This is a genomic window from Marinovum sp. 2_MG-2023, from assembly GCF_030548265.1.
In the GTDB taxonomy this organism is placed as follows: domain Bacteria; phylum Pseudomonadota; class Alphaproteobacteria; order Rhodobacterales; family Rhodobacteraceae; genus Marinovum.
Genome location: NZ_JAUOSD010000009.1, coordinates 81,840 through 98,964 on the forward strand (window position 1 = coordinate 81,840; position 17,125 = coordinate 98,964).

Below are 17,125 nucleotides of genomic sequence, written 5' to 3' on the forward strand. Positions count from 1 at the left end.
TTAGCAGCGACCCATTTTCCGGGCGGTCTTGTGACCGCAGAAAATGCCGGATTGACGGTGTCGCTTAATCGTTGCTTAACGATCCTTTAAATACTTCGGCACGGGGGATCGCGCCGTGACTTTGCGGAAACCCGCACCAAGACAGGGCACATCCGCAAAATCGTTTTGTGATGCCAAGCCGCCCTTACTTGCGGACCCAGCTTTCCTGAATGTCACAGCCCGCCCGACGCAGCAAAACCGAAACCGGGCATTTCTCGCCCACGATTTTTGCCAGCTTCGCGATCTGTGCATCATCGGCATCGGTGTCGAGAATGACCTTCAGCTCAATCACCGGAAACGGTGTGCCGATCTCTGCCTTGCCGAACACCCCACGGGTGTCAAAATGACCGCATACATCGAATTCCATGCCGCGCAGATCAATTTTGAGAACGCCGGCCACATAGTTCGTGATGACATTCGTGCAGCCCAGAAAAGACGACAACATCGTCTCAAGCGGTGTCGCAAAAAGATCTGTCCCGCCACGCTCTGGCGGCTCGTCGGTGGTGACCACCTTGCCACGCGCAATCATTTCCGCGCGCGCATGGGTCACCGCGTGACCAGAGACGTCGATTTTGAACAGGTCGGGCATCACATGTGCCATGTTTCTTTTCCCTTTAGTGCATTTGTGGGTTGAAAAGACGGGGCCAGAAGACCCCGTTTCGGATTGCCGCGACAAAAGGCATGCAGTGTCGAGGCCTGATCAGAACAGCGCAAGACCCGGCGTTTTGACCTTGATGCGGTACAGCGATGTCGAGGACGTGAAATAGAGATCCCGCAGATCTTCGCCGCCCCATGCAAAGTTCGCAGTGAACTCTGCCATGCGGATCACACCCAGCGTTTCGCCCATCGGGGTAATCACATGAACCCCACCCGGACCGGTGCAATAGACATTGCCCCTGCTGTCGATCTTCATGCCGTCAGGATGGCCTTCGCCCTCGCCTACGGTCACGTCGACCCAGACGTCGCCGCCCGTCGCAGAGCCGTCTTCGGCAATGTCGAATTTCCGAATGTGCTTGCGCTCGGTGTCATTCACATAAAGCGCAGAGTGATCGAGTGAAAAGCACAGCCCGTTCGGTTGGGCAAAATCATCCGCAAGCCGGGTGATCGTCTTGCCATCAGGTGTCACGCAATACACTCCCTGCGCGCCCATTTCGAGGTCGCGTTCAACGCCAAAATAATCCAGGCGCCCATAGGTCGGATCGGTAAAATAGATCAGCCCATCCTTGCGCACCACGATGTCGTTCGGGCTGTTCAATTCTTTGCCGTCGAAATGGGTGGCGAGCGTCGTGATTGATCCGTCGGCCTCGGTCCGTGTGACCGCACTGTTCGCGTGCTGACAGGTCAGCAACCGGCCCTGCGCATCATAGGTGTTGCCGTTGCCCATGTGGCTTGGCTTGCGGAACGATGTCACCTTGTCATCCGAATCCAGCCGGAACATTTCGTTTCCGGGAATGTCGGAAAACGTCAGGTGCTTTTCCACCGGATGCCAAATCGGGCCTTCGGTGAACAGGAAACCGCCGGCCACTTTTTCAAGCACCGCTTCGGCGTCGACAATGACATGCATCCCCTTGGTACGGACCTCGATTGTCATGAGCCCGCCCTCAGCTCTTTGACCCGCACGCCGCCGGCGAACCAATCGGTCTCATCAATTTCATCAAACGTCACCCAGACGTTTTCAGCAGGGATTCCAGCGGCTTCTGCCAAAGATGCAGTGACGTCAGCCTGCACCTTGGCCTTAATGCCATCGGGGTCTTTTTCTATAACTTGTTTCACAATGCGGATGTTCACAAACGGCATCGAGCTTCTCCCTTTTGCTACTGCGCTGGATCAAATCCAGAACAGCCAGTTGTTCTGAGAGAAGGAGTAGAAGATATGAAACCCACGGTATGCGTAGGGTCGCGCATCATAAATGCGGGAACCCGCAGAACTTCGGCGACCGGTGGCTCAGGTCGATGATTGCGCCAGCCACGCCTGAAGCTTTTCCTCTTCGCGGCGCAATGTATCGGCGTTCAAAATGCCCTGTGTCAACGCTAGGGAAATCGCGCGCGTGCGTGAATTGAAGCTCGCCCCCCAGGCACCGGAGGGGATGTCGACCTTGTCCAGCCCGAGCTTCTGATAAAGGCTCTGCAATCTGCTTTGTGCACCGCGCAAGGACACGTTGCGCCGGGCTGCCATCGCCTTGTCCGTCAGGCCAAGGCACAGATCCACAAGCGCCTCGAACTCAAGCTCGCTCAAACCCGACAACCGATTGCCTGCCCTTTGCTGGACGCCCCGCACTTCGCGGTCGATGACACATTGTTCCGCGACAAAGACGCCCTGCAAGGCAAGCTTCAGCTGCTCATCCGGCGCGGATTTGAGGATATAGCCATAGACGGCGGCCTCTGGCACGATTTTGGTTATACCGCGAATATAGGCTTCTTCGGTGTAGTTCGACCAAAACAGGATCTTCGTTGCCGGCGCTTTGGCCCAGATTGATTTTGCAACATCAACGCCCGTGACCTTGGGCATTTGCAGATCCAGAAGAACACAATCGTATTGCGAAGACTTGAACGCCTCGATCGCGCCGGATCCGTCACTGGTCAGGGTCAGCTCTTCCAATTCGGCAAAGGTATTGCGTGCCAGACTTTCCAGGAAAGTCCGATGCAATTTGTCGTCCTCAGCAATCAACAGCCGCATGCAATGCCCCGCTTCAAAAAGTTATGTGATGTCACTTTCGACTTGCCCTGCATTCATCGGAACCACGATCCTGACCCGTGTGCCCACCGGCCCATCCGGGCGTTCGAAAAAGACCTGCGCCGAAATCAGATCCGTGCGGGTTTTGATATTGCTGATGCCACTTTGCGACTGCAAATCAGCGTCCTGAATACCTGTGCCATTGTCGTCGATTGTCACGGTCATATTGGTCCCGGCCTGGGCAATCCGCACGTCAAGCCGGCTGCATTCGCCATGTTTCAGCGCGTTGTTCACGGCCTCCTGGACAATCCGGTACACCGCAGTGCGCACGGTGTTTTGCAGGTCATCCATCTTGCCATCAGAGGCGTCATCCACATGCATCTCCATCGGGCGATGCATGTTCTTGAGACAGCGCTGCAAATGCGCATCCACGGCATCCGCAAACCCGAAAAGCTGCAACACACCGGGCTTCATGTCCTCAACGATACCGCGGACCTCGTCCAGACAATGATCCAATTCACCCTGGATGGCGGCAATTTCGTCCATCGCAGCCTTTGAGCCGCCCTCAATCCGCGACATCCGCCGTCGAATACGCGACAGGTCGGCCAGCGTCTGATCATGAAGATCCATCCCCAGCCGCTGGCGTTCACGTTCCATCCCTTCGGTCAGGCGAAGCGCCCCAATGCGCAAGGTGCGTTCGCGCCCCGTCGCCTCAAGCTCGGTTACGGCGGATTCCTTGGCTTCTTTGCCGCGTTCCAGTGCAAACAGATAGGCCGACACAAGATCCGCAGCACCTTGCGCCAGCACAAGCAGTTCTTCGCTGTAGAAGTTCTTTTTGTGGCTCGAAATGGCAAGCGAGCCGATCAATTCGCCCTGCACACGCAAAGGCACCACGATGCGGCTGCGCAGGTTGGCTTCGAAAATCGGTTTGCTGTCTGATCCTTCGAAATGAAACACCGGATCGGTCCAGGCATCATCGGTCAGAATATGCGCCACGTCGCCGCGCAACACGTCACGGATCGGGCTTTCCTCGGTGGGTTTTGCCGGGTTTTGTGTGTGGCTCCATGACGTGTGCATGCAAGCCTCGTAACAAATCTGCGTGCCCTTGGGATGCAGAAGCACAATGTCGAGGTGATCATGCGCAATCAACGCGCGCAGACGGTTGGCAAAATTTTCCAGAACCAGTTCATAATCTGTCGGACCGGCAATGGCCTGCGCAATCGACAAATAGCAATCCAAAGCCTCTTCTGCGTTTGGCATAAGAGCACACCCTCCCTCTTTGGATGTCACCAGTTGAACATATTCTGACCTGCTTATCAATTTAACCTCTTAATATCTGGCCGGTTTTTGGGTGTGGGCGGGGTAAGGCGCGCGCGGCACATCCCGCGCGGTGCGGCCATTTCGGACCCAACCGCCGAACGCGAAAAATGCGCTTTTTGCACGGGGCTCTGCGTGCCGGCCGGCAATGGTGCGGTGCCTGTGTTGTCCGGGCCAGTGGTGTCCCGGCCTGTGCTGCCTGAATGTGCCGTCAATGTGCGACCGCCAAAGAGAACCGCACCCTCACCCCGCGATGCTGGGGCTGATCCGCGCCAATTGCTTCGGCTTTTACCGGCTGAACACCTCTTGGGGTCGCGATGATGTTCTGTGCCATGATGGATCTGCCAATGTGTCGGGTCAGGTTTCTCTTGTTGGGGCGATCTGTTCACCTTTCGATCGGCTGCTGACGTGCAACCGGTTGCGGACAAGCCATAAATTGTTTGGCGCGCGACCGTAGCTGCGATGCACGCAGGAATTTTGCGGGAACCCGCAACGACGCATCGAATAATCCCCCAAAACAGGTGCCTCGCACCGGCAATAACCGCCGCCTGAAACAGGGCACACCGACCAAGGCGACCACGAAGAGCCGCACCTCAGCCGTCAGTCGGCAGGATGGCGACGTTCACTTACCCCCAGCTACGGCAAAAGAATCTGCCCATAATTCCACATAAATCTCAGCGCCTTACCCGGCGCCCGTGGGAATCCGGGACATTACCAGTTGACAAGATCTATAAATATACGCTGATATATTAACGTGTATCATGGGAAAATGTCCGCGATCTGGCCGCAAAACGCCCGAGACAAACGGACAGTTTTACACGTCTGCGGAGGAGCAGACCGCCAATGGCCGTTTCCATTTGGGAACGGCGCACAAAAAGGGGGGAACAGGTGTATCAGTTCAACTTTGCACCAGTATTCAATGCGCTCGACATGCTCTTGGTCGGTGTCTGGTTCACAATCCAGATGTCGGTCGCGGCGATGTCGCTTGGGCTGGTGGTGTCGCTTGTCGGTGCCGCAATAAAAACATCAGGACCGCGACCGCTGCGGCTCTGCGTCGATATCTATGTCGAACTGATCCGGAACACGCCGTTTCTGGTGCAGATCTTCTTTATCTTTTTCGGCCTGCCCGCGCTTGGCATTCGGCTGTCGCCCAATACAACCGCGCTTCTGGCCCTGACCACCAACTTCGGCGCCTACGGCACAGAGATCATCCGCGCCGGGATCAAATCCATCAGCAAAGGCCAGATCGAAGCGGCGCAGGCCATAGGCCTGTCATGGCTGCAAGTGCTGCGATACGTCGTGATCAAACCGGCGCTTCGGGCGGTTTATCCGGCGCTGACCAGTCAGTTCATCTTCTTGATGCTGGGGTCCAGCGTGGTGTCGGCGATTTCGGCAACCGACCTGACCGCAGCGGCCAATGATCTGAACTCGCTCACATTTGCCAGCTTCGAAGTCTACCTGGTGACAACGGTCATCTATCTGGCGTTGTCGATACTTTTTTCCACCATTTTTGCGGGCATCGGGCGGCTTTGTTTTGCCTATCCCGTCAACCGGTAGGGGGGCGTCATGATACGTGAATTCGGGACCAACGAGGTTATTTATATCGTGCTTGCGCTGCGCTGGACCATTGCGCTGTCGTTGATTGCCTTTGCCGGCGGGGCCGTGGGCGGATTGGCCATCGCATTGATGCGGGTGTCACGTCTGGGGGTTGCGCGGCTGTTTGCGGTGGGTTTCATCCGGGTGTTCCAGGGCACACCCCTGTTGATGCAATTGTTCATCGTCTACTTCGGTCTGAACATCATCGGGCTGCCAACCAATGCCTGGCTGGCCGCTGCCGTGGCCTTGGCGCTGCACGCCGCCGCCTTTCTGGGTGAAATCTGGCGCGGTTCCATCCAGGCGGTGCCATCCGGCCAGGGCGAGGCAGCGGATGCGCTGTCCTATGGCTATGTCACCCGGATGAAGGACGTGATCCTGCCCCAGGCCGCCCGCATTGCCGCCGCCCCGACAACCGGGTTTCTGGTGCAATTGATCAAGAGCACGTCGCTGGCGTCGATCATCGGTTTCACCGAATTGACCCGCGCCGGCCAGATCATCAGCAACGCCACCTTCAAACCCTTTCTGGTGATCAGCCTGGTCGCGGTTTTGTATTTCCTGCTGTGCTGGCCGCTGTCCCTGGCGGCGCGGCGGCTGGAAACCCGATTTGACCGGATCGCGGCACGATAAGCCACGACCACTTTTTTAACGGAGGAGAAACGATGAAACGTTCAATGACACGCGGTTTGATCGCCCTGTCCACGGCCATGGTGCTGGGCCTGTTTGGCACCGCACCGACCCAGGCGCAGGAGATTTCCGAAATCCAGCAAGAGGGCCTGATCAAGGTCGGTATGTTGGTGGATTTCCCGCCAGTGGGCTTCATGAATTCCGACAATGAACCCGACGGCTATGACGCAGACATTGCGGCCCTGCTGGCTGATCGGATCGGCGTTGACCTGACCATCGTGCCGGTCACCGGCCCCAATCGCATTCCCTATCTTCTCAGCGGCCAGGTCGATCTTTTGATTTCATCGCTGGCGATTACCGAAGATCGCGCCAAGAAGGTGGATTTCAGCGAACCTTACGCCGCCGTGCGCATCGGCATTTTCGGCCCAAAAGATCTTGAGTTGGCCACCGCCGCGGATCTGTCCGGCCATGTGATTGGCGTGACCCGCGCCAGCGGTCAGGACGCGACACTGACAAAGATCGCCCCGGCCGACACCGACATCCGCCGCTTTGACGATGATGTGAGCGCGGTTCAGGCGCTGCTGAGCGGTCAGGTCGAAGCCATCGGCGTTTCCAATATCGGCATGAAGCAGATTCACCAGATCGCGCCGGGCAAATTCGAAGAAAAATTCGAAATGAACCGCTTTATTCTGGCGCTGGGTGTGCACCCGGAAGGCGACGAAATGCTGGCCTACGTCAATACGTTCCTGAGCGATCTGAAGGCCAGCGGCCAATTGGAAGAGGTTTACCAGAAGTGGTTCGAAGAATCCTTGCCTGACTTTTCGGGTGTGGAAACCAAATGAACGCCCTGTCCTCGGCGAACATGCCATCAAAACCCGGGTCTGCACCAAAGGTGCAGGCTCCTCCCGCTGTCCGTCTTGTCGGTATAGAGAAATGGTATGGGGCGTTTCAGGCGCTGAAATCCGTGGATCTTACGGTACACAGCGGCGAACGGATCGTGATTTGCGGCCCCTCGGGGTCGGGCAAATCCACCTTGATCCGATGCATCAATCAGCTTGAATCAATAGAGAGCGGCACAATCGAGGTGAACGGGACAAAGCTGTCTTCTTCGCCGGCGCGGGTGCGTGAAAATCGACGCGAAATCGGGATGGTGTTTCAACAATTCAACCTGTTCCCGCATATGACGATCCTGCAGAACTGCGTACTGGGGCCGATCAAGGTGCGCGGGCTGGACCGCACCGAAGCCGAAAAAATCGCGCGTCATTACCTGGACCGGGTGCGCATTCCCGAACAGGCCGACAAATACCCGGCGCAATTGTCCGGCGGCCAGCAACAGCGGGTCGCGATTGCCCGGGCGCTTTGCCTGCAACCACAGATCATGTTGTTTGACGAACCGACCTCGGCGCTTGACCCGGAAATGGTCAGCGAGGTGCTCGATACGATGATCGACCTTGCCTCGGACGGGATGACGATGATTTGCGTGACCCATGAAATGGGCTTTGCCCGCAAGGTCGCGGACAGGGTGATCTTTATGGATCACGGCGAGATCATTGAAGAAAACGACCCGGTTGGCTTCTTCGATGCGCCGCGCCACGCCCGTACGCAAAGTTTCCTGGGCCAAATCTCCTGAGATTTCCCTCCCTCCCCCCAACCTGAAAAAGGACTGAAAATGGCTGACACGATTGATCCGATCGTTGAATTGAAACAAGCAGAGGCCGCGCGCTGTGACGCCCTGATGCGTGGCGACGTCGAGGGATTGGGCCAGATCCTGGCCGACAACCTGGCCCATGTTCATCTTCACGGCGGAATTGACGGCAAAGACGGCTATCTGGCCGGCGTGCGCGACCGGTTCCGCTTTTTGTCTGTCAAACGGGACAACCTGAACATTCGGGTTCTCGGCGACACGGCGGTGATGATTGGCGATCTGATCCAACAGACCCGCGCATTGGAAACCGACAGTGTTTTTGACACCAAAGCGGTGACAACCCAGGTCTGGGAACGGCGCGATGGGCAATGGCTGTTGAACACCTGCCACAACGCGCTTCCGGCCTGAACCTGATTGGACGGCCCCCGAAACAATGACCCGGACGCAGGCCACATCGGGCGCGCGTCCGGGACAGATCTTCAGGTCAGCGGCAACATGACATGGTCGCGGTACGCCGCTCGTTGACAAAGCCGCTTGTACCATGCGTCAAGTCCGGGCAAAGCCGGGCGGTCAATGTCCAGCGCATTCCAACGATAGGCCGAACACCCCAAGGGGATATCAGCCATCGAGATGTCGGCCCCCAACAGATAGGCCCGTTCGCTCAGATGCCGGTCAACCTGGGCCCATAGCGCGCAACAGGTGGCAAACGCCCCTGCAATGGCGGCGTCATCGCGATCCGCCTTGGCAGTGCGCACCAATTGCCAGAACAGCGTCGTCATCGGCGGGTGTATCGTCGTAAGATACCAATCCATCCATTGATTGGCGGTGCCAAGATCCTTTGGGTTCCCCAGCTGCCACCCTGCCCCATAGTTGGCGCAAAGATACCGGACAATGGCGTTGGATTCATAAAGTGCAAAATCCCCGTCCATCAGGACGGGGATTTGCCGGTTCGGGTTCAAATTGGCAAAATCCGCACTGTCAGTGCCGCCAAATGCGCCGCCGATGTCGTGCCGCGTCACGGCAAGATCCAGCTCGGCCGCGCACCACATGACCTTTTGCACGTTGATCGAATTGGCGCGGCCCAGAACCTCCAGCATGTGGGTCATGGCGTCAGCCCGCCGGGATCGCGCCAGCGTCATGCGGCACATGATATCCGCGAATGACCTGGGGGCGTGCGGCAATGGCCTGATACCAGCGCCGCACATTGGGATAGTTGCCAAGGTCCACCTGGTGCCATTCATGGCGCGAGACCCAGGGCCAGATTGCCATGTCGGCAATCGAATACGCACCAGCCACAAAATCATTATCCGCCAGCTGCCGGTCCAGAACCCCATAAAGCCGCGCCAGTTCTGTGGAAAGCCGCTCTGCGGCATAGTCCGACGCGCCTGGATTGAATCTGAGATAATGGTGCGCTTGCCCCGCAATCGGGCCCAGCCCGCCCATCTGCCACATCAGCCATTGCAGCACGTCGGAACGGGCCGGGCCATCAGAGGGCAAGAACCGGCCGTGACGTTCGGCCAGATAGATCATGATTGCCGCAGACTCGAATATCCTCTGATCTGTGTCGAGATCATGGATCGCCGGGATCTTGTTGTTCGGGCTGATGGCAAGGAACTCTGGCGCGAATTGCTGGTCCTTGCCGATATCCACGGCGATTGTGTCATATGGCAGACCCAGTTCCTCCAGCAAGATGGAAACCTTGCGGCTGTTCGGGGTTGGCCAGGCGTAAAAGCGGATCATGTGTGTACCCTCATATGATGTCCGGTGCGTGCGGGTTCAGTCGGCCTGAACTTCGCCGCGCGCCGGATAGTTGGCCGCCATGGCGCCATCGACCGCTGCCAGCAGCTCGTTGAAATGCGGACGCACGAATGGCATCGTCTGGACCGACATATAATACAATGCGCGATCGGGCTGAACGAGGAAAACACCAGGCTCGGAAAACAGGTCCGGCTCAACGATCCCAAGCGAGGATTTCCCGCGCGACGTCGAAATATAGAGCCCCCAGCTGCGGGCGTCTTCGATCGACAAACCGTAGCCCAGCCGCAGGTTGGACATGCCGACCTTTTCCGCCATCGCTTTGGCGCGTTCTTCCACGTCGGTCGAAACCGCCACAGTCCCGATGCCGCGTTCGGCAAACTCTGGGGTCAGACGTTCCAGTTCCTTGAGATAGTTGGCGCAGATCGGGCAATGCAGCCCGCGATAAAAGCAAATGACAGTGCCGCGTTCATTCGCTTCTTCGGACAATTTGAATGTCTCCCCTGTCACCAGTGGAACGGTCAGATCGGGGGTCTTTTTACGTGGCATCAACATAGGCTGTCCTTTCATTTGACATAAGAATTCTGTCACCGGCCCCAAGGTCCAGTGTTGCCCGCAGGCAAAGGTGGTGAAGTTTCGACTGTTCAGGCTAATTCGAAGGCGATTTGTCCTCGATTGACCATTTCTTCCACGCGCAAGGCGGTGGATTGTGAGGTTTCAAAAGTTTCGTCCAAAGCTTTCAATGCCGCTTCGGTGTCCCCCGCGGCCAAGGCCCGCGCCATGCGGCTGTGGGTATCGACGGCATTGCCCGGCCCGGCATTGGTCTCGCGCGCCAGAAGATAGCCGATCCGCCGCGAAATCGCGTGCAACGGGAATACCACACGACAGGCGATGTCATGGCGGGCCGCCTGGGCGACGCGATTGTTCAATTCCCGGTCCAGAGCCATGAAGGCATGGGTGTCCCCGGCAGCGCCCGATTCCTCGATCCGTTCGGCAAGTTGCCCGAAGCGCCAGCGCTCTGTGTCATCGGCATTGCGCACAGCGCGTTCTGTCAGAAACGGCTCAAGCCGACGGCGCACATCCAGCGATTTGATGGCGCGTTGCGCATCAATCGGCTCAATCAGGATGCCACGCCGGGGCATGACCGAAACCAGCATGTCACGTTCCAGCTTCTGCACGGCTTCGCGCACGGGCGTGCGGCCATAGCCACTCAGATCACAGAGGTTCTGTTCCGTCACCAGACGCCCCGGCGCGATAACAAGCGTGACAATCTTTTCCTCGATGTCGAGGTATACTGCGGATGAACGGCTTTCTGGGCGCTCGATACTCATGTGGCTTGCCTTCGACTTTTGATCAGGACGTACACTAAGGGAGCAATGACCAATGCGATAGTTGTCGCGCCCAAAGTTCCTGCGATGGGACGCGAAAAGAACTCGGTAAAGGCGCCCTGGCTCTTGGCCAGTGATGCCAGAAACGTGGATTCGAGGATCGGACCAAGCACGATCCCAAGAATGACCGGCGCCAGGGGGAATTCATTTTCCTCAAGGTAATATCCCAACAGCCCCGCCCCAAGCATCACCGCAATCGCGAATGTGGTATTTTCCACTGCGAACGCACCAACGATACAGGCCATGATAACCAGCGCCATCACCACGCCCGGCGGGGCCGAAAGGATGCGGCGAAACATCACGATTGCGCCAAAACCAAAGGGGACAAGCACGATATTGGCAATCAGAAAGGCGATGAAAACCGCATAGAGCAACGTCGGCTGCATCAGGAAAACCGTCGGCCCCGGATTAAGCCCCTTCATGTACAGCACGCCAATGATCACCGCAGTCAGACTGTCGCCGGGGATGCCGAACACAGTCGCCGGGATCAACGCGCCCCCGACGGCGGCATTGTTGGCCGCGGTTGCCGGAACGATGCCGTCCACCGTGCCAGTGCCGAATTTATCCTTGTTCGGCGACAGACGCCGCGCCACCGCATAAGAGATATAGGCTGCGATATCTGCGCCTGCGCCCGGTATCGCGCCAACCACCGAACCAATGATCCCGCCGCGCAGGATTGGCAGTTTCAGCCGGCCGATATGACCAAAGACGCCCTTGAACATGGCCGCGGGTTTCAGCGGCAGCATCTCGGGGCGCGCGACGGGGGATGCGCCAAAGCGAAACGCCTCGGATACGGCGAACAAACCGATCAACACCGGGATAAACGCCAACCCACCGACAAGGTTCACATTGCCAAAGGTAAACCGTTGCTGTCCAAACACCGGGTCCAACCCGACCATGCCAATGGTCAAACCGATGAAAAGCGATATCGCCCCCTTGGCCGGTGTGGCGTTCGAAGCCGCGATTGCCGCGACAAGCCCCAGACAGGCCAACCAGAAATATTCGAAGCTGGAAAAGCTCAGCGAGATTTCTGCCAGTGCCGGCGCCGCAAAGATCAACAGAAGCGCGCCAAAGATCCCGCCCAGAGCCGAGGCAACAAGACTGGTGCCGAGGGCAGTTTCCGCCTCGCCGCGCCGCGCCATCTGAAAGGATTCATCGGCATAAGCGGCCGAGGCAGGCGTGCCCGGCATCCGCAGCAACGCGCCGGGAATATCGCCGGCAAAAATGGCCATCGCCGCCAATGTGACAATACCGGCCAGCGCGGGCACCGGATCGAGGAAATAGGTCATCGGCACCAGCAGCGCGACGGCCATTGTCGCTGTGAAGCCGGGGATCGCACCAACGACCAACCCATAGATCGCACAGCCGATGATCACCAACATGGTCGACGGCTCCAGCAGGAGCATGAGAGAGTCAAAGGCTACCATGTGAGCACCCCGGAATATTTGGTCAAAATTCCCCAGGGCAGCGGCGCTTGCATGATCTGATAGAAAAAGCTGTGCAGCGCCAGCGTGCCAAACACCCCGACCAATGCCGCCAATTTCCAACGCCGTTCAAACCAGAAAACGAGACCAAAGATCAGAAACGGTGCCAGCAACAGAAATCCGATGGTCTGCGCCAGAAGGATATAGATCAGGATCGTTCCGACAAAGAGGCCAACACCCATGGCCCCGCGCCGCCCCTTGCCTTTGAAGGCGACCAAACCGGCAACACCCCCGGCCCCGGTCACGATCCGGCGCAGGATCAGGGCCAGCCCCGCCAACGCCATTCCTGTTCCCACAATGCCCGGCAGAAAGCCGGACCCATATTCGATTTGCGGCTGCTTCTGCAGGGTCTGCGCATAAAGCGCGATGCAAAGCCCAAGCGCCAGAAACAGAATGCCATTCAGTGTATCATCAAGTTTCATCCACCTTCCTTTCGTCAGGTTTGCCGGATGTCGTCAGGGCCGGTGGGCGGCCCTGACGACACGGCCACATGTCAAAGCCCGAGGGTAGACACGATTTCACGGACACTGATTTCTTCGGATTTCATGAACTCGGAAAAGCCATCGGCATCACGCCACTGAATGCCAAATCCACGCTCGGACATCTGGTTTTGCCAGGTCTCATCCTCGACGATATCGCCAATCGCGGCCTCCAGTTCCGCGGCGACATCCTGATCCAGCCCCATGGGGCCAACCACGCCGCGCCACGCCCCAAGCGAAAGCTCCAGCCCGACCTCTTCTGCGAGTGTCGGAATATCCGGGAAGGCCGCGAGCCGGGCATCACCGAACACCGCCAGCGATTTGATCCGGCCAGCCTGGATAAGCGGGCCTGCCTCTGGCACCGAAGTCGGCACCACGTCAAAGCCACCTGCGACCATATCCTGCAACGCGCCTGCTGCGCCCTGGCCCGCGATCATCCGCACCTGGGACAGGTCGACACCCCATTCAGACATGAGCGTTGCGGTCGCAATCGGCCAGGACCCGCCGCAGCCGCCGCCGCAAGCGATGGAATAGGCATCCGGCGCTGCCTTGATGGCGTCCAGCGCCTCGCCGATGGTGTTCCATTCGCTGTCGGCACGCACGTTAAAGCCGGCAGGGTCGAAATTATACTGTGCGATTGCGGTGAAATCATCCGCGTTGAAATCAGCCTGCCCCATGGGGGCGTAATGCGCGAAATTGTAGATCACGCCGATGGTGTAGCCATCTGGATCTGCTGATTTGATCGTGTTGATGCCGACAACGCCACCGCCCTGCCCCTGATTGACGACGTTGAACGGCACGCCGAATTTTTCTCTAAGGCGTTCGGCCAGCATCCGGGCCGTGGCATCGGTGCCGCCACCGGCGCCGGCCGGGACGACGATGGTCACGGGCCGTTCCGGCCAGTCAGCCAGCGCCATACCGGGAATCAATGCGGTCAGAGCCGCTGCAATAAACTTGAGCTTCATGGGAAAATCTCCTCCTATTCTCCGTTGATATATTACAGTATATTATTGCGGACCTGTCAACAGAGTTGGTGAAATTTTGGAAATTCGCAGGGCACGGCAGCCAGAAGTCATTATTTTGTATGGGAAATTTACAGCAGCCCGAAACGCGGCGGCCCAAGGCCCCGGACACACAGATCGCTGTGTCGCCAACAGATGAACAGAGCGCGGCTGACGTTCCACTCTGTGTCGGTAAGCACCCGATCCCCCGAATCTGCCACCGCTTTGACGGTCCTTTCGGTGCCCGCGAACCCCGGCCACTTTTGCGGTTTGGCGGTCGCTGTCGGGGTCACGGCCAATTTGTTGCCCCGCATTGGCGCAACCGGGGCGCTTTTAACCCATTTTTTCCGCGCAAAAAGCCGTCACCTTACGGATACAGCTGCGTCCAATAATCCCGCATTATCGGAATCCCAGCCAAAACCGCGATAGGGCCGCACGCACATAGGATAGATTTTGTCGGCAATGTCTGAATTCACGGGGCCCAAAGTCGCCCCGAACAACCAACCGTGCACATCAGCCCCACCAGCAGCCGAAAATTCAGTGACAGGAATTCATTGCCACTCTTCCAGACCCGCACCCCCAGAGATGCAAACATCGGCTAGAGGCGCTGTGCGCTATAATATGTCTGTCAGGCAGACACAGCTCAGCCTTGCGCGATAACGCAATGACATCTCATCAAGCTTGGAAATGGCGATCCCTGAAGGACTCGAACCCTCAACATCCTGATTAGAAGTCAGGTGCTCTATCCAGTTGAGCTAAGGGACCGCTGACCCCTATTTGCCGAAATTCACCACCGGGGGCAAGGGTCAGAAGCGGCGTCACAATTTCCGGGTCATAAAGACGCTGAGCGGGTCGTCGCGATATGTGCCGAACGGCGGACAGGGCGCAAATCCATTGCACAGATACAGCGCACGCGCCGCGGCAAAGAAATCCGCGGTGCCGGTTTCCAGACTGATGCGGTCATGCCCCTTGGCCTGCGCTGCGGCCAGGATGGCGTCCAGCATCCGCTGACCAACCCCCTGCCCGCGCAGGGCCGCGTCGGTGTGCATGGATTTCAGTTCTGCATGGCCCGCGCCCAGCGATTTGAACGCCCCGACCGCGACCACCGCGTCACCGCGCCGGGCGGCATACACATCTGCGCCATCCCGCATCAATTCCGCGACGGTTTGCACATGGCAGCTTTCTTCCGGGCTGCCCGCGCGCATCGCGGTATGATGGCGCGTCAAAAGCGCCGCAACCTGGCGATCATCGGCGGGTGCCGGGGCAATTGTGATGTCGCTGTTTTTCATGGCCATGTCGCGGACATGCTACCCGGACGCCGGGCATGGATACAATGGCGCAGCGCGCCGATTATGCCCTGCCGGGATCAAGATTTGCCCGACAGGACATCACGCGCTGTTATGGAAATCGCCGCGACAGCTTAGGCTGCTGCGGCCTCGGACACGGCCAGTTCGGCCATACGCACAATCGCCTCGCGGCTGCTGGCCACGGCAATGAACAACCCGTTGTGACAGAACTTGGCACCCGCCACGCCACAGGCCGCCTCCAACGCGGCATCGGTCAACCCGGCCCAGGCCGCAGGCAGATCGGCGCGGGTGTCAAATGTGTCGTCGCCGGTGCGGATCGTGGTCAGCGCCCAATCACTGCCGCGCGGATGGATCACAAACAACAGATGGTCGGCACCGGATTTTTCCACCCCGGCGCGAAACGGCATCCCCATCGGCAATTCCAGAATGCGGCCCTCTCCGGCGGCTTCGATGGCGGCCATGACCATGGCCTCTGCCCGGTATTTCGCGGCGCGACGGGCGATTTGCGCCTCGACAAAGGCACGCGCCACGGAAAGCGCCGCCAGAAACGCCCGATCATCGGCCCCCTCTTCGCGGTCATCGAACACCGGCTTCAGGCTCTCCAACAGCACCGGCAGGGTCAGGCCGGCAAACAGCGGCCCCGCCTCTGCGGCATTGACCGCGCCATTGTCCAGCAGATCGACCGGCAGCACAAAGCCACGGTCGAAAGACCCATGAATCGCCTCGACATCCTGTTCTGGCACCGCCATCACGCGCAGATAGTCCCGGCCATACTGGGCCCAGATCAATCCAAAAGAGCTGAACGGCTGGCCATCTTCGCGCAAGGGATTGGGCCGCTGATGGTGGTCAAAGATTTGCAGCGCGGCGTCAAACTGGCCACCAACATCATAGATGATCCGATCCTCGGCCGGGGTGATCCAAGCCTTGTCCCGGCTGCGCTTCAACTCTGCATCGGGAAAGAGACGCGTCAGAATGACAGAGGACAAAAGTTCGTCCGCATGAAATCCGCCGGAATGGGTGACAAGATGGGTGATGGTCATGGCTGCGCCTCAAAAGAATTGGGCGACCAGAGGGCCGCCCGTATATGTCGAATTATATTGCTTGATTGGTGGCGCAGGGTGGGCTGCACCGGCCCGCTGCCGCCGTCGGCCTCAGTGGGTCCAGGGACCGCGCCGATCAACGGCAAAATTCTCTGCATAGCCGCGCGCGCGAATGTTGGGCTTGCGCTTCTTCGGCTCGGTCACAATCGCGTCGATCCCGTGATCGCGGGCATAGGCCAGCGCCGATTCCTTGCTGTCAAAGCTCATCCGCACCTGGGTCTGGGTATCCACAGACGAAGTCCAGCCCATTAGCGGATCAACCTCACGCGATGTGGACGGCGCATATTCCAGCATCCAATTTTTGGTCTTCGCAGTGCCCGATTGCATGGCATTGCGGGCGGGTTGGAAAATACGTGCACGCATTTGGGTCCCTCCGGGGTGTTTGCCCGGTTATCGGCAATTTCGCGGCGCTGTTCAAGCGTTTGCAGCACCGGTGACCGGCGAAGCCTGCGGTAATTTGGGGGGGTGCAAACCAGACTTGGCCGACAATCGTGCCGCGGGGAGCGAGGGATGGGATAAAGCGACCCAATGACAGCCAAGTCTGATGCTTGCAGAAATGAAAATACATGTGCTGTCAGTGGCTTGGCAATTGATTTCAGGCAGAAAATTCTTGCGCCCATTTGGGTGTTTTCCGCATCAAACCATTAAGATGCTGTAAACACTCACACTTCACCCAATCCAGCGCGATACAAAAATTCAATTCCGCGCGAGGTTCAG

The 17,125-nt window shown here is 58.3% G+C and carries 20 protein-coding genes and 1 tRNA gene; 5 read left to right on the forward strand and 16 right to left on the reverse strand.

The features are described 5' to 3' along the window. Positions 1 to 184: 184 nt before the first annotated feature. From Q4577_RS12095 to Q4577_RS12115, 5 genes are all read right to left on the reverse strand, one after another. Complete coding sequence (locus Q4577_RS12095; protein ID WP_303469468.1) at positions 185 to 640, reverse strand: OsmC family protein; 456 nt, start codon at positions 638 to 640, stop codon at positions 185 to 187. A gap of 99 nt (positions 641 to 739) precedes the next feature. After that, the gene (locus Q4577_RS12100) at positions 740 to 1,630 is read right to left on the reverse strand and encodes an SMP-30/gluconolactonase/LRE family protein (protein WP_244688863.1); all 891 of its coding nucleotides are present in this window, start codon (positions 1,628 to 1,630) and stop codon (positions 740 to 742) included. Continuing rightward, the gene (locus Q4577_RS12105) at positions 1,627 to 1,836 is read right to left on the reverse strand and encodes a 4-oxalocrotonate tautomerase family protein (protein WP_303469466.1); all 210 of its coding nucleotides are present in this window, start codon (positions 1,834 to 1,836) and stop codon (positions 1,627 to 1,629) included. The genes Q4577_RS12100 and Q4577_RS12105 overlap by 4 nt, the downstream gene beginning before the upstream one ends. A gap of 147 nt (positions 1,837 to 1,983) precedes the next feature. Beyond that, positions 1,984 to 2,715: a response regulator transcription factor gene (locus tag Q4577_RS12110; protein WP_303469465.1), complete on the reverse strand. Its 732-nt coding sequence runs from the start codon at positions 2,713 to 2,715 to the stop codon at positions 1,984 to 1,986. A 21-nt stretch (positions 2,716 to 2,736) separates the two neighbouring features. Further along, positions 2,737 to 3,972, reverse strand: a complete 1,236-nt coding sequence (locus tag Q4577_RS12115; RefSeq protein WP_244688859.1) for a GAF domain-containing sensor histidine kinase — start codon at positions 3,970 to 3,972, stop codon at positions 2,737 to 2,739. Positions 3,973 to 4,872: 900 nt separating this feature from the next. Here Q4577_RS12115 and Q4577_RS12120 point away from each other — a divergent pair. From Q4577_RS12120 to Q4577_RS12140, 5 genes are read left to right on the forward strand one after another with little or no spacing between them, the layout of a single operon-like run. Continuing rightward, positions 4,873 to 5,586, forward strand: a complete 714-nt coding sequence (locus Q4577_RS12120; protein WP_303469464.1) for an amino acid ABC transporter permease — start codon at positions 4,873 to 4,875, stop codon at positions 5,584 to 5,586. A 9-nt stretch (positions 5,587 to 5,595) separates the two neighbouring features. Beyond that, positions 5,596 to 6,252, forward strand: coding sequence for an amino acid ABC transporter permease (locus Q4577_RS12125; RefSeq protein WP_303469462.1), 657 nt, complete (start codon positions 5,596 to 5,598; stop codon positions 6,250 to 6,252). Between the two features lie 32 nt (positions 6,253 to 6,284). Continuing rightward, the gene (locus Q4577_RS12130; RefSeq protein WP_303469460.1) at positions 6,285 to 7,091 is read left to right on the forward strand and encodes a transporter substrate-binding domain-containing protein; all 807 of its coding nucleotides are present in this window, start codon (positions 6,285 to 6,287) and stop codon (positions 7,089 to 7,091) included. A gap of 20 nt (positions 7,092 to 7,111) precedes the next feature. Beyond that, the gene (locus Q4577_RS12135) at positions 7,112 to 7,879 is read left to right on the forward strand and encodes an amino acid ABC transporter ATP-binding protein (protein ID WP_303469549.1); all 768 of its coding nucleotides are present in this window, start codon (positions 7,112 to 7,114) and stop codon (positions 7,877 to 7,879) included. A gap of 39 nt (positions 7,880 to 7,918) precedes the next feature. Next, a complete protein-coding gene (locus Q4577_RS12140; protein ID WP_244688855.1) occupies positions 7,919 to 8,302 on the forward strand; it encodes a nuclear transport factor 2 family protein in 384 nt (127 codons plus the stop codon). Positions 8,303 to 8,373: 71 nt separating this feature from the next. Here the strand turns inward: Q4577_RS12140 and Q4577_RS12145 are convergent, their stop codons facing one another. The 11 genes from Q4577_RS12145 to Q4577_RS12195 all read right to left on the reverse strand — a co-directional run bounded on the left by Q4577_RS12145 (position 8,374) and on the right by Q4577_RS12195 (position 16,771). Then, the gene (locus tag Q4577_RS12145) at positions 8,374 to 9,000 is read right to left on the reverse strand and encodes a glutathione S-transferase family protein (RefSeq protein ID WP_303469458.1); all 627 of its coding nucleotides are present in this window, start codon (positions 8,998 to 9,000) and stop codon (positions 8,374 to 8,376) included. A gap of 4 nt (positions 9,001 to 9,004) precedes the next feature. Beyond that, entirely contained in the window at positions 9,005 to 9,634 is a 630-nt protein-coding gene (locus Q4577_RS12150; protein WP_303469457.1) for a glutathione S-transferase family protein, read from the reverse strand. A 36-nt stretch (positions 9,635 to 9,670) separates the two neighbouring features. After that, on the reverse strand, positions 9,671 to 10,204 hold the full coding sequence (locus Q4577_RS12155) for a peroxiredoxin-like family protein (RefSeq protein ID WP_244688852.1): 534 nt from the start codon (positions 10,202 to 10,204) through the stop codon (positions 9,671 to 9,673). An 89-nt stretch (positions 10,205 to 10,293) separates the two neighbouring features. Further along, complete coding sequence (locus Q4577_RS12160; protein WP_303469455.1) at positions 10,294 to 10,980, reverse strand: GntR family transcriptional regulator; 687 nt, start codon at positions 10,978 to 10,980, stop codon at positions 10,294 to 10,296. Further along, positions 10,977 to 12,464, reverse strand: a complete 1,488-nt coding sequence (locus Q4577_RS12165; RefSeq protein WP_303469454.1) for a tripartite tricarboxylate transporter permease — start codon at positions 12,462 to 12,464, stop codon at positions 10,977 to 10,979. Before Q4577_RS12165 ends, Q4577_RS12160 begins: the two co-directional genes overlap by 4 nt. After that, a complete protein-coding gene (locus Q4577_RS12170) occupies positions 12,458 to 12,943 on the reverse strand; it encodes a tripartite tricarboxylate transporter TctB family protein (RefSeq protein ID WP_303469453.1) in 486 nt (161 codons plus the stop codon). Before Q4577_RS12170 ends, Q4577_RS12165 begins: the two co-directional genes overlap by 7 nt. Before the next feature lie 71 nt (positions 12,944 to 13,014). Next, on the reverse strand, positions 13,015 to 13,965 hold the full coding sequence (locus Q4577_RS12175; protein WP_303469452.1) for a tripartite tricarboxylate transporter substrate binding protein: 951 nt from the start codon (positions 13,963 to 13,965) through the stop codon (positions 13,015 to 13,017). 724 nt (positions 13,966 to 14,689) lie between these two features. After that, positions 14,690 to 14,766: transfer RNA gene (locus Q4577_RS12180), tRNA-Arg, on the reverse strand. 53 nt (positions 14,767 to 14,819) lie between these two features. Further along, a complete protein-coding gene (locus tag Q4577_RS12185) occupies positions 14,820 to 15,296 on the reverse strand; it encodes a GNAT family N-acetyltransferase (protein ID WP_303469451.1) in 477 nt (158 codons plus the stop codon). A gap of 125 nt (positions 15,297 to 15,421) precedes the next feature. Continuing rightward, positions 15,422 to 16,348: an MYG1 family protein gene (locus Q4577_RS12190; protein WP_303469450.1), complete on the reverse strand. Its 927-nt coding sequence runs from the start codon at positions 16,346 to 16,348 to the stop codon at positions 15,422 to 15,424. 111 nt (positions 16,349 to 16,459) lie between these two features. After that, positions 16,460 to 16,771, reverse strand: coding sequence for an ETC complex I subunit (locus Q4577_RS12195; RefSeq protein WP_303469449.1), 312 nt, complete (start codon positions 16,769 to 16,771; stop codon positions 16,460 to 16,462). Positions 16,772 to 17,125: the final 354 nt, after the last annotated feature.

What these genes read in the sequence shown, in the direction of transcription:
- Q4577_RS12095 (WP_303469468.1), bottom strand. Translation starts at nt 640, where the DNA reads ATGGCACATGTGATGCCCGACCTGTTCAAAATCGACGTCTCTGGTCAC.
- Q4577_RS12100 (WP_244688863.1), bottom strand. Translation starts at nt 1,630, where the DNA reads ATGACAATCGAGGTCCGTACCAAGGGGATGCATGTCATTGTCGACGCC.
- Q4577_RS12105 (WP_303469466.1), bottom strand. Translation starts at nt 1,836, where the DNA reads ATGCCGTTTGTGAACATCCGCATTGTGAAACAAGTTATAGAAAAAGAC.
- Q4577_RS12110 (WP_303469465.1), bottom strand. Translation starts at nt 2,715, where the DNA reads ATGCGGCTGTTGATTGCTGAGGACGACAAATTGCATCGGACTTTCCTG.
- Q4577_RS12115 (WP_244688859.1), bottom strand. Translation starts at nt 3,972, where the DNA reads ATGCCAAACGCAGAAGAGGCTTTGGATTGCTATTTGTCGATTGCGCAG.
- Q4577_RS12120 (WP_303469464.1), top strand. Translation starts at nt 4,873, where the DNA reads ATGGCCGTTTCCATTTGGGAACGGCGCACAAAAAGGGGGGAACAGGTG.
- Q4577_RS12125 (WP_303469462.1), top strand. Translation starts at nt 5,596, where the DNA reads ATGATACGTGAATTCGGGACCAACGAGGTTATTTATATCGTGCTTGCG.
- Q4577_RS12130 (WP_303469460.1), top strand. Translation starts at nt 6,285, where the DNA reads ATGAAACGTTCAATGACACGCGGTTTGATCGCCCTGTCCACGGCCATG.
- Q4577_RS12135 (WP_303469549.1), top strand. Translation starts at nt 7,112, where the DNA reads ATGCCATCAAAACCCGGGTCTGCACCAAAGGTGCAGGCTCCTCCCGCT.
- Q4577_RS12140 (WP_244688855.1), top strand. Translation starts at nt 7,919, where the DNA reads ATGGCTGACACGATTGATCCGATCGTTGAATTGAAACAAGCAGAGGCC.
- Q4577_RS12145 (WP_303469458.1), bottom strand. Translation starts at nt 9,000, where the DNA reads ATGACCCACATGCTGGAGGTTCTGGGCCGCGCCAATTCGATCAACGTG.
- Q4577_RS12150 (WP_303469457.1), bottom strand. Translation starts at nt 9,634, where the DNA reads ATGATCCGCTTTTACGCCTGGCCAACCCCGAACAGCCGCAAGGTTTCC.
- Q4577_RS12155 (WP_244688852.1), bottom strand. Translation starts at nt 10,204, where the DNA reads ATGTTGATGCCACGTAAAAAGACCCCCGATCTGACCGTTCCACTGGTG.
- Q4577_RS12160 (WP_303469455.1), bottom strand. Translation starts at nt 10,980, where the DNA reads ATGAGTATCGAGCGCCCAGAAAGCCGTTCATCCGCAGTATACCTCGAC.
- Q4577_RS12165 (WP_303469454.1), bottom strand. Translation starts at nt 12,464, where the DNA reads ATGGTAGCCTTTGACTCTCTCATGCTCCTGCTGGAGCCGTCGACCATG.
- Q4577_RS12170 (WP_303469453.1), bottom strand. Translation starts at nt 12,943, where the DNA reads ATGAAACTTGATGATACACTGAATGGCATTCTGTTTCTGGCGCTTGGG.
- Q4577_RS12175 (WP_303469452.1), bottom strand. Translation starts at nt 13,965, where the DNA reads ATGAAGCTCAAGTTTATTGCAGCGGCTCTGACCGCATTGATTCCCGGT.
- Q4577_RS12185 (WP_303469451.1), bottom strand. Translation starts at nt 15,296, where the DNA reads ATGGCCATGAAAAACAGCGACATCACAATTGCCCCGGCACCCGCCGAT.
- Q4577_RS12190 (WP_303469450.1), bottom strand. Translation starts at nt 16,348, where the DNA reads ATGACCATCACCCATCTTGTCACCCATTCCGGCGGATTTCATGCGGAC.
- Q4577_RS12195 (WP_303469449.1), bottom strand. Translation starts at nt 16,771, where the DNA reads ATGCGTGCACGTATTTTCCAACCCGCCCGCAATGCCATGCAATCGGGC.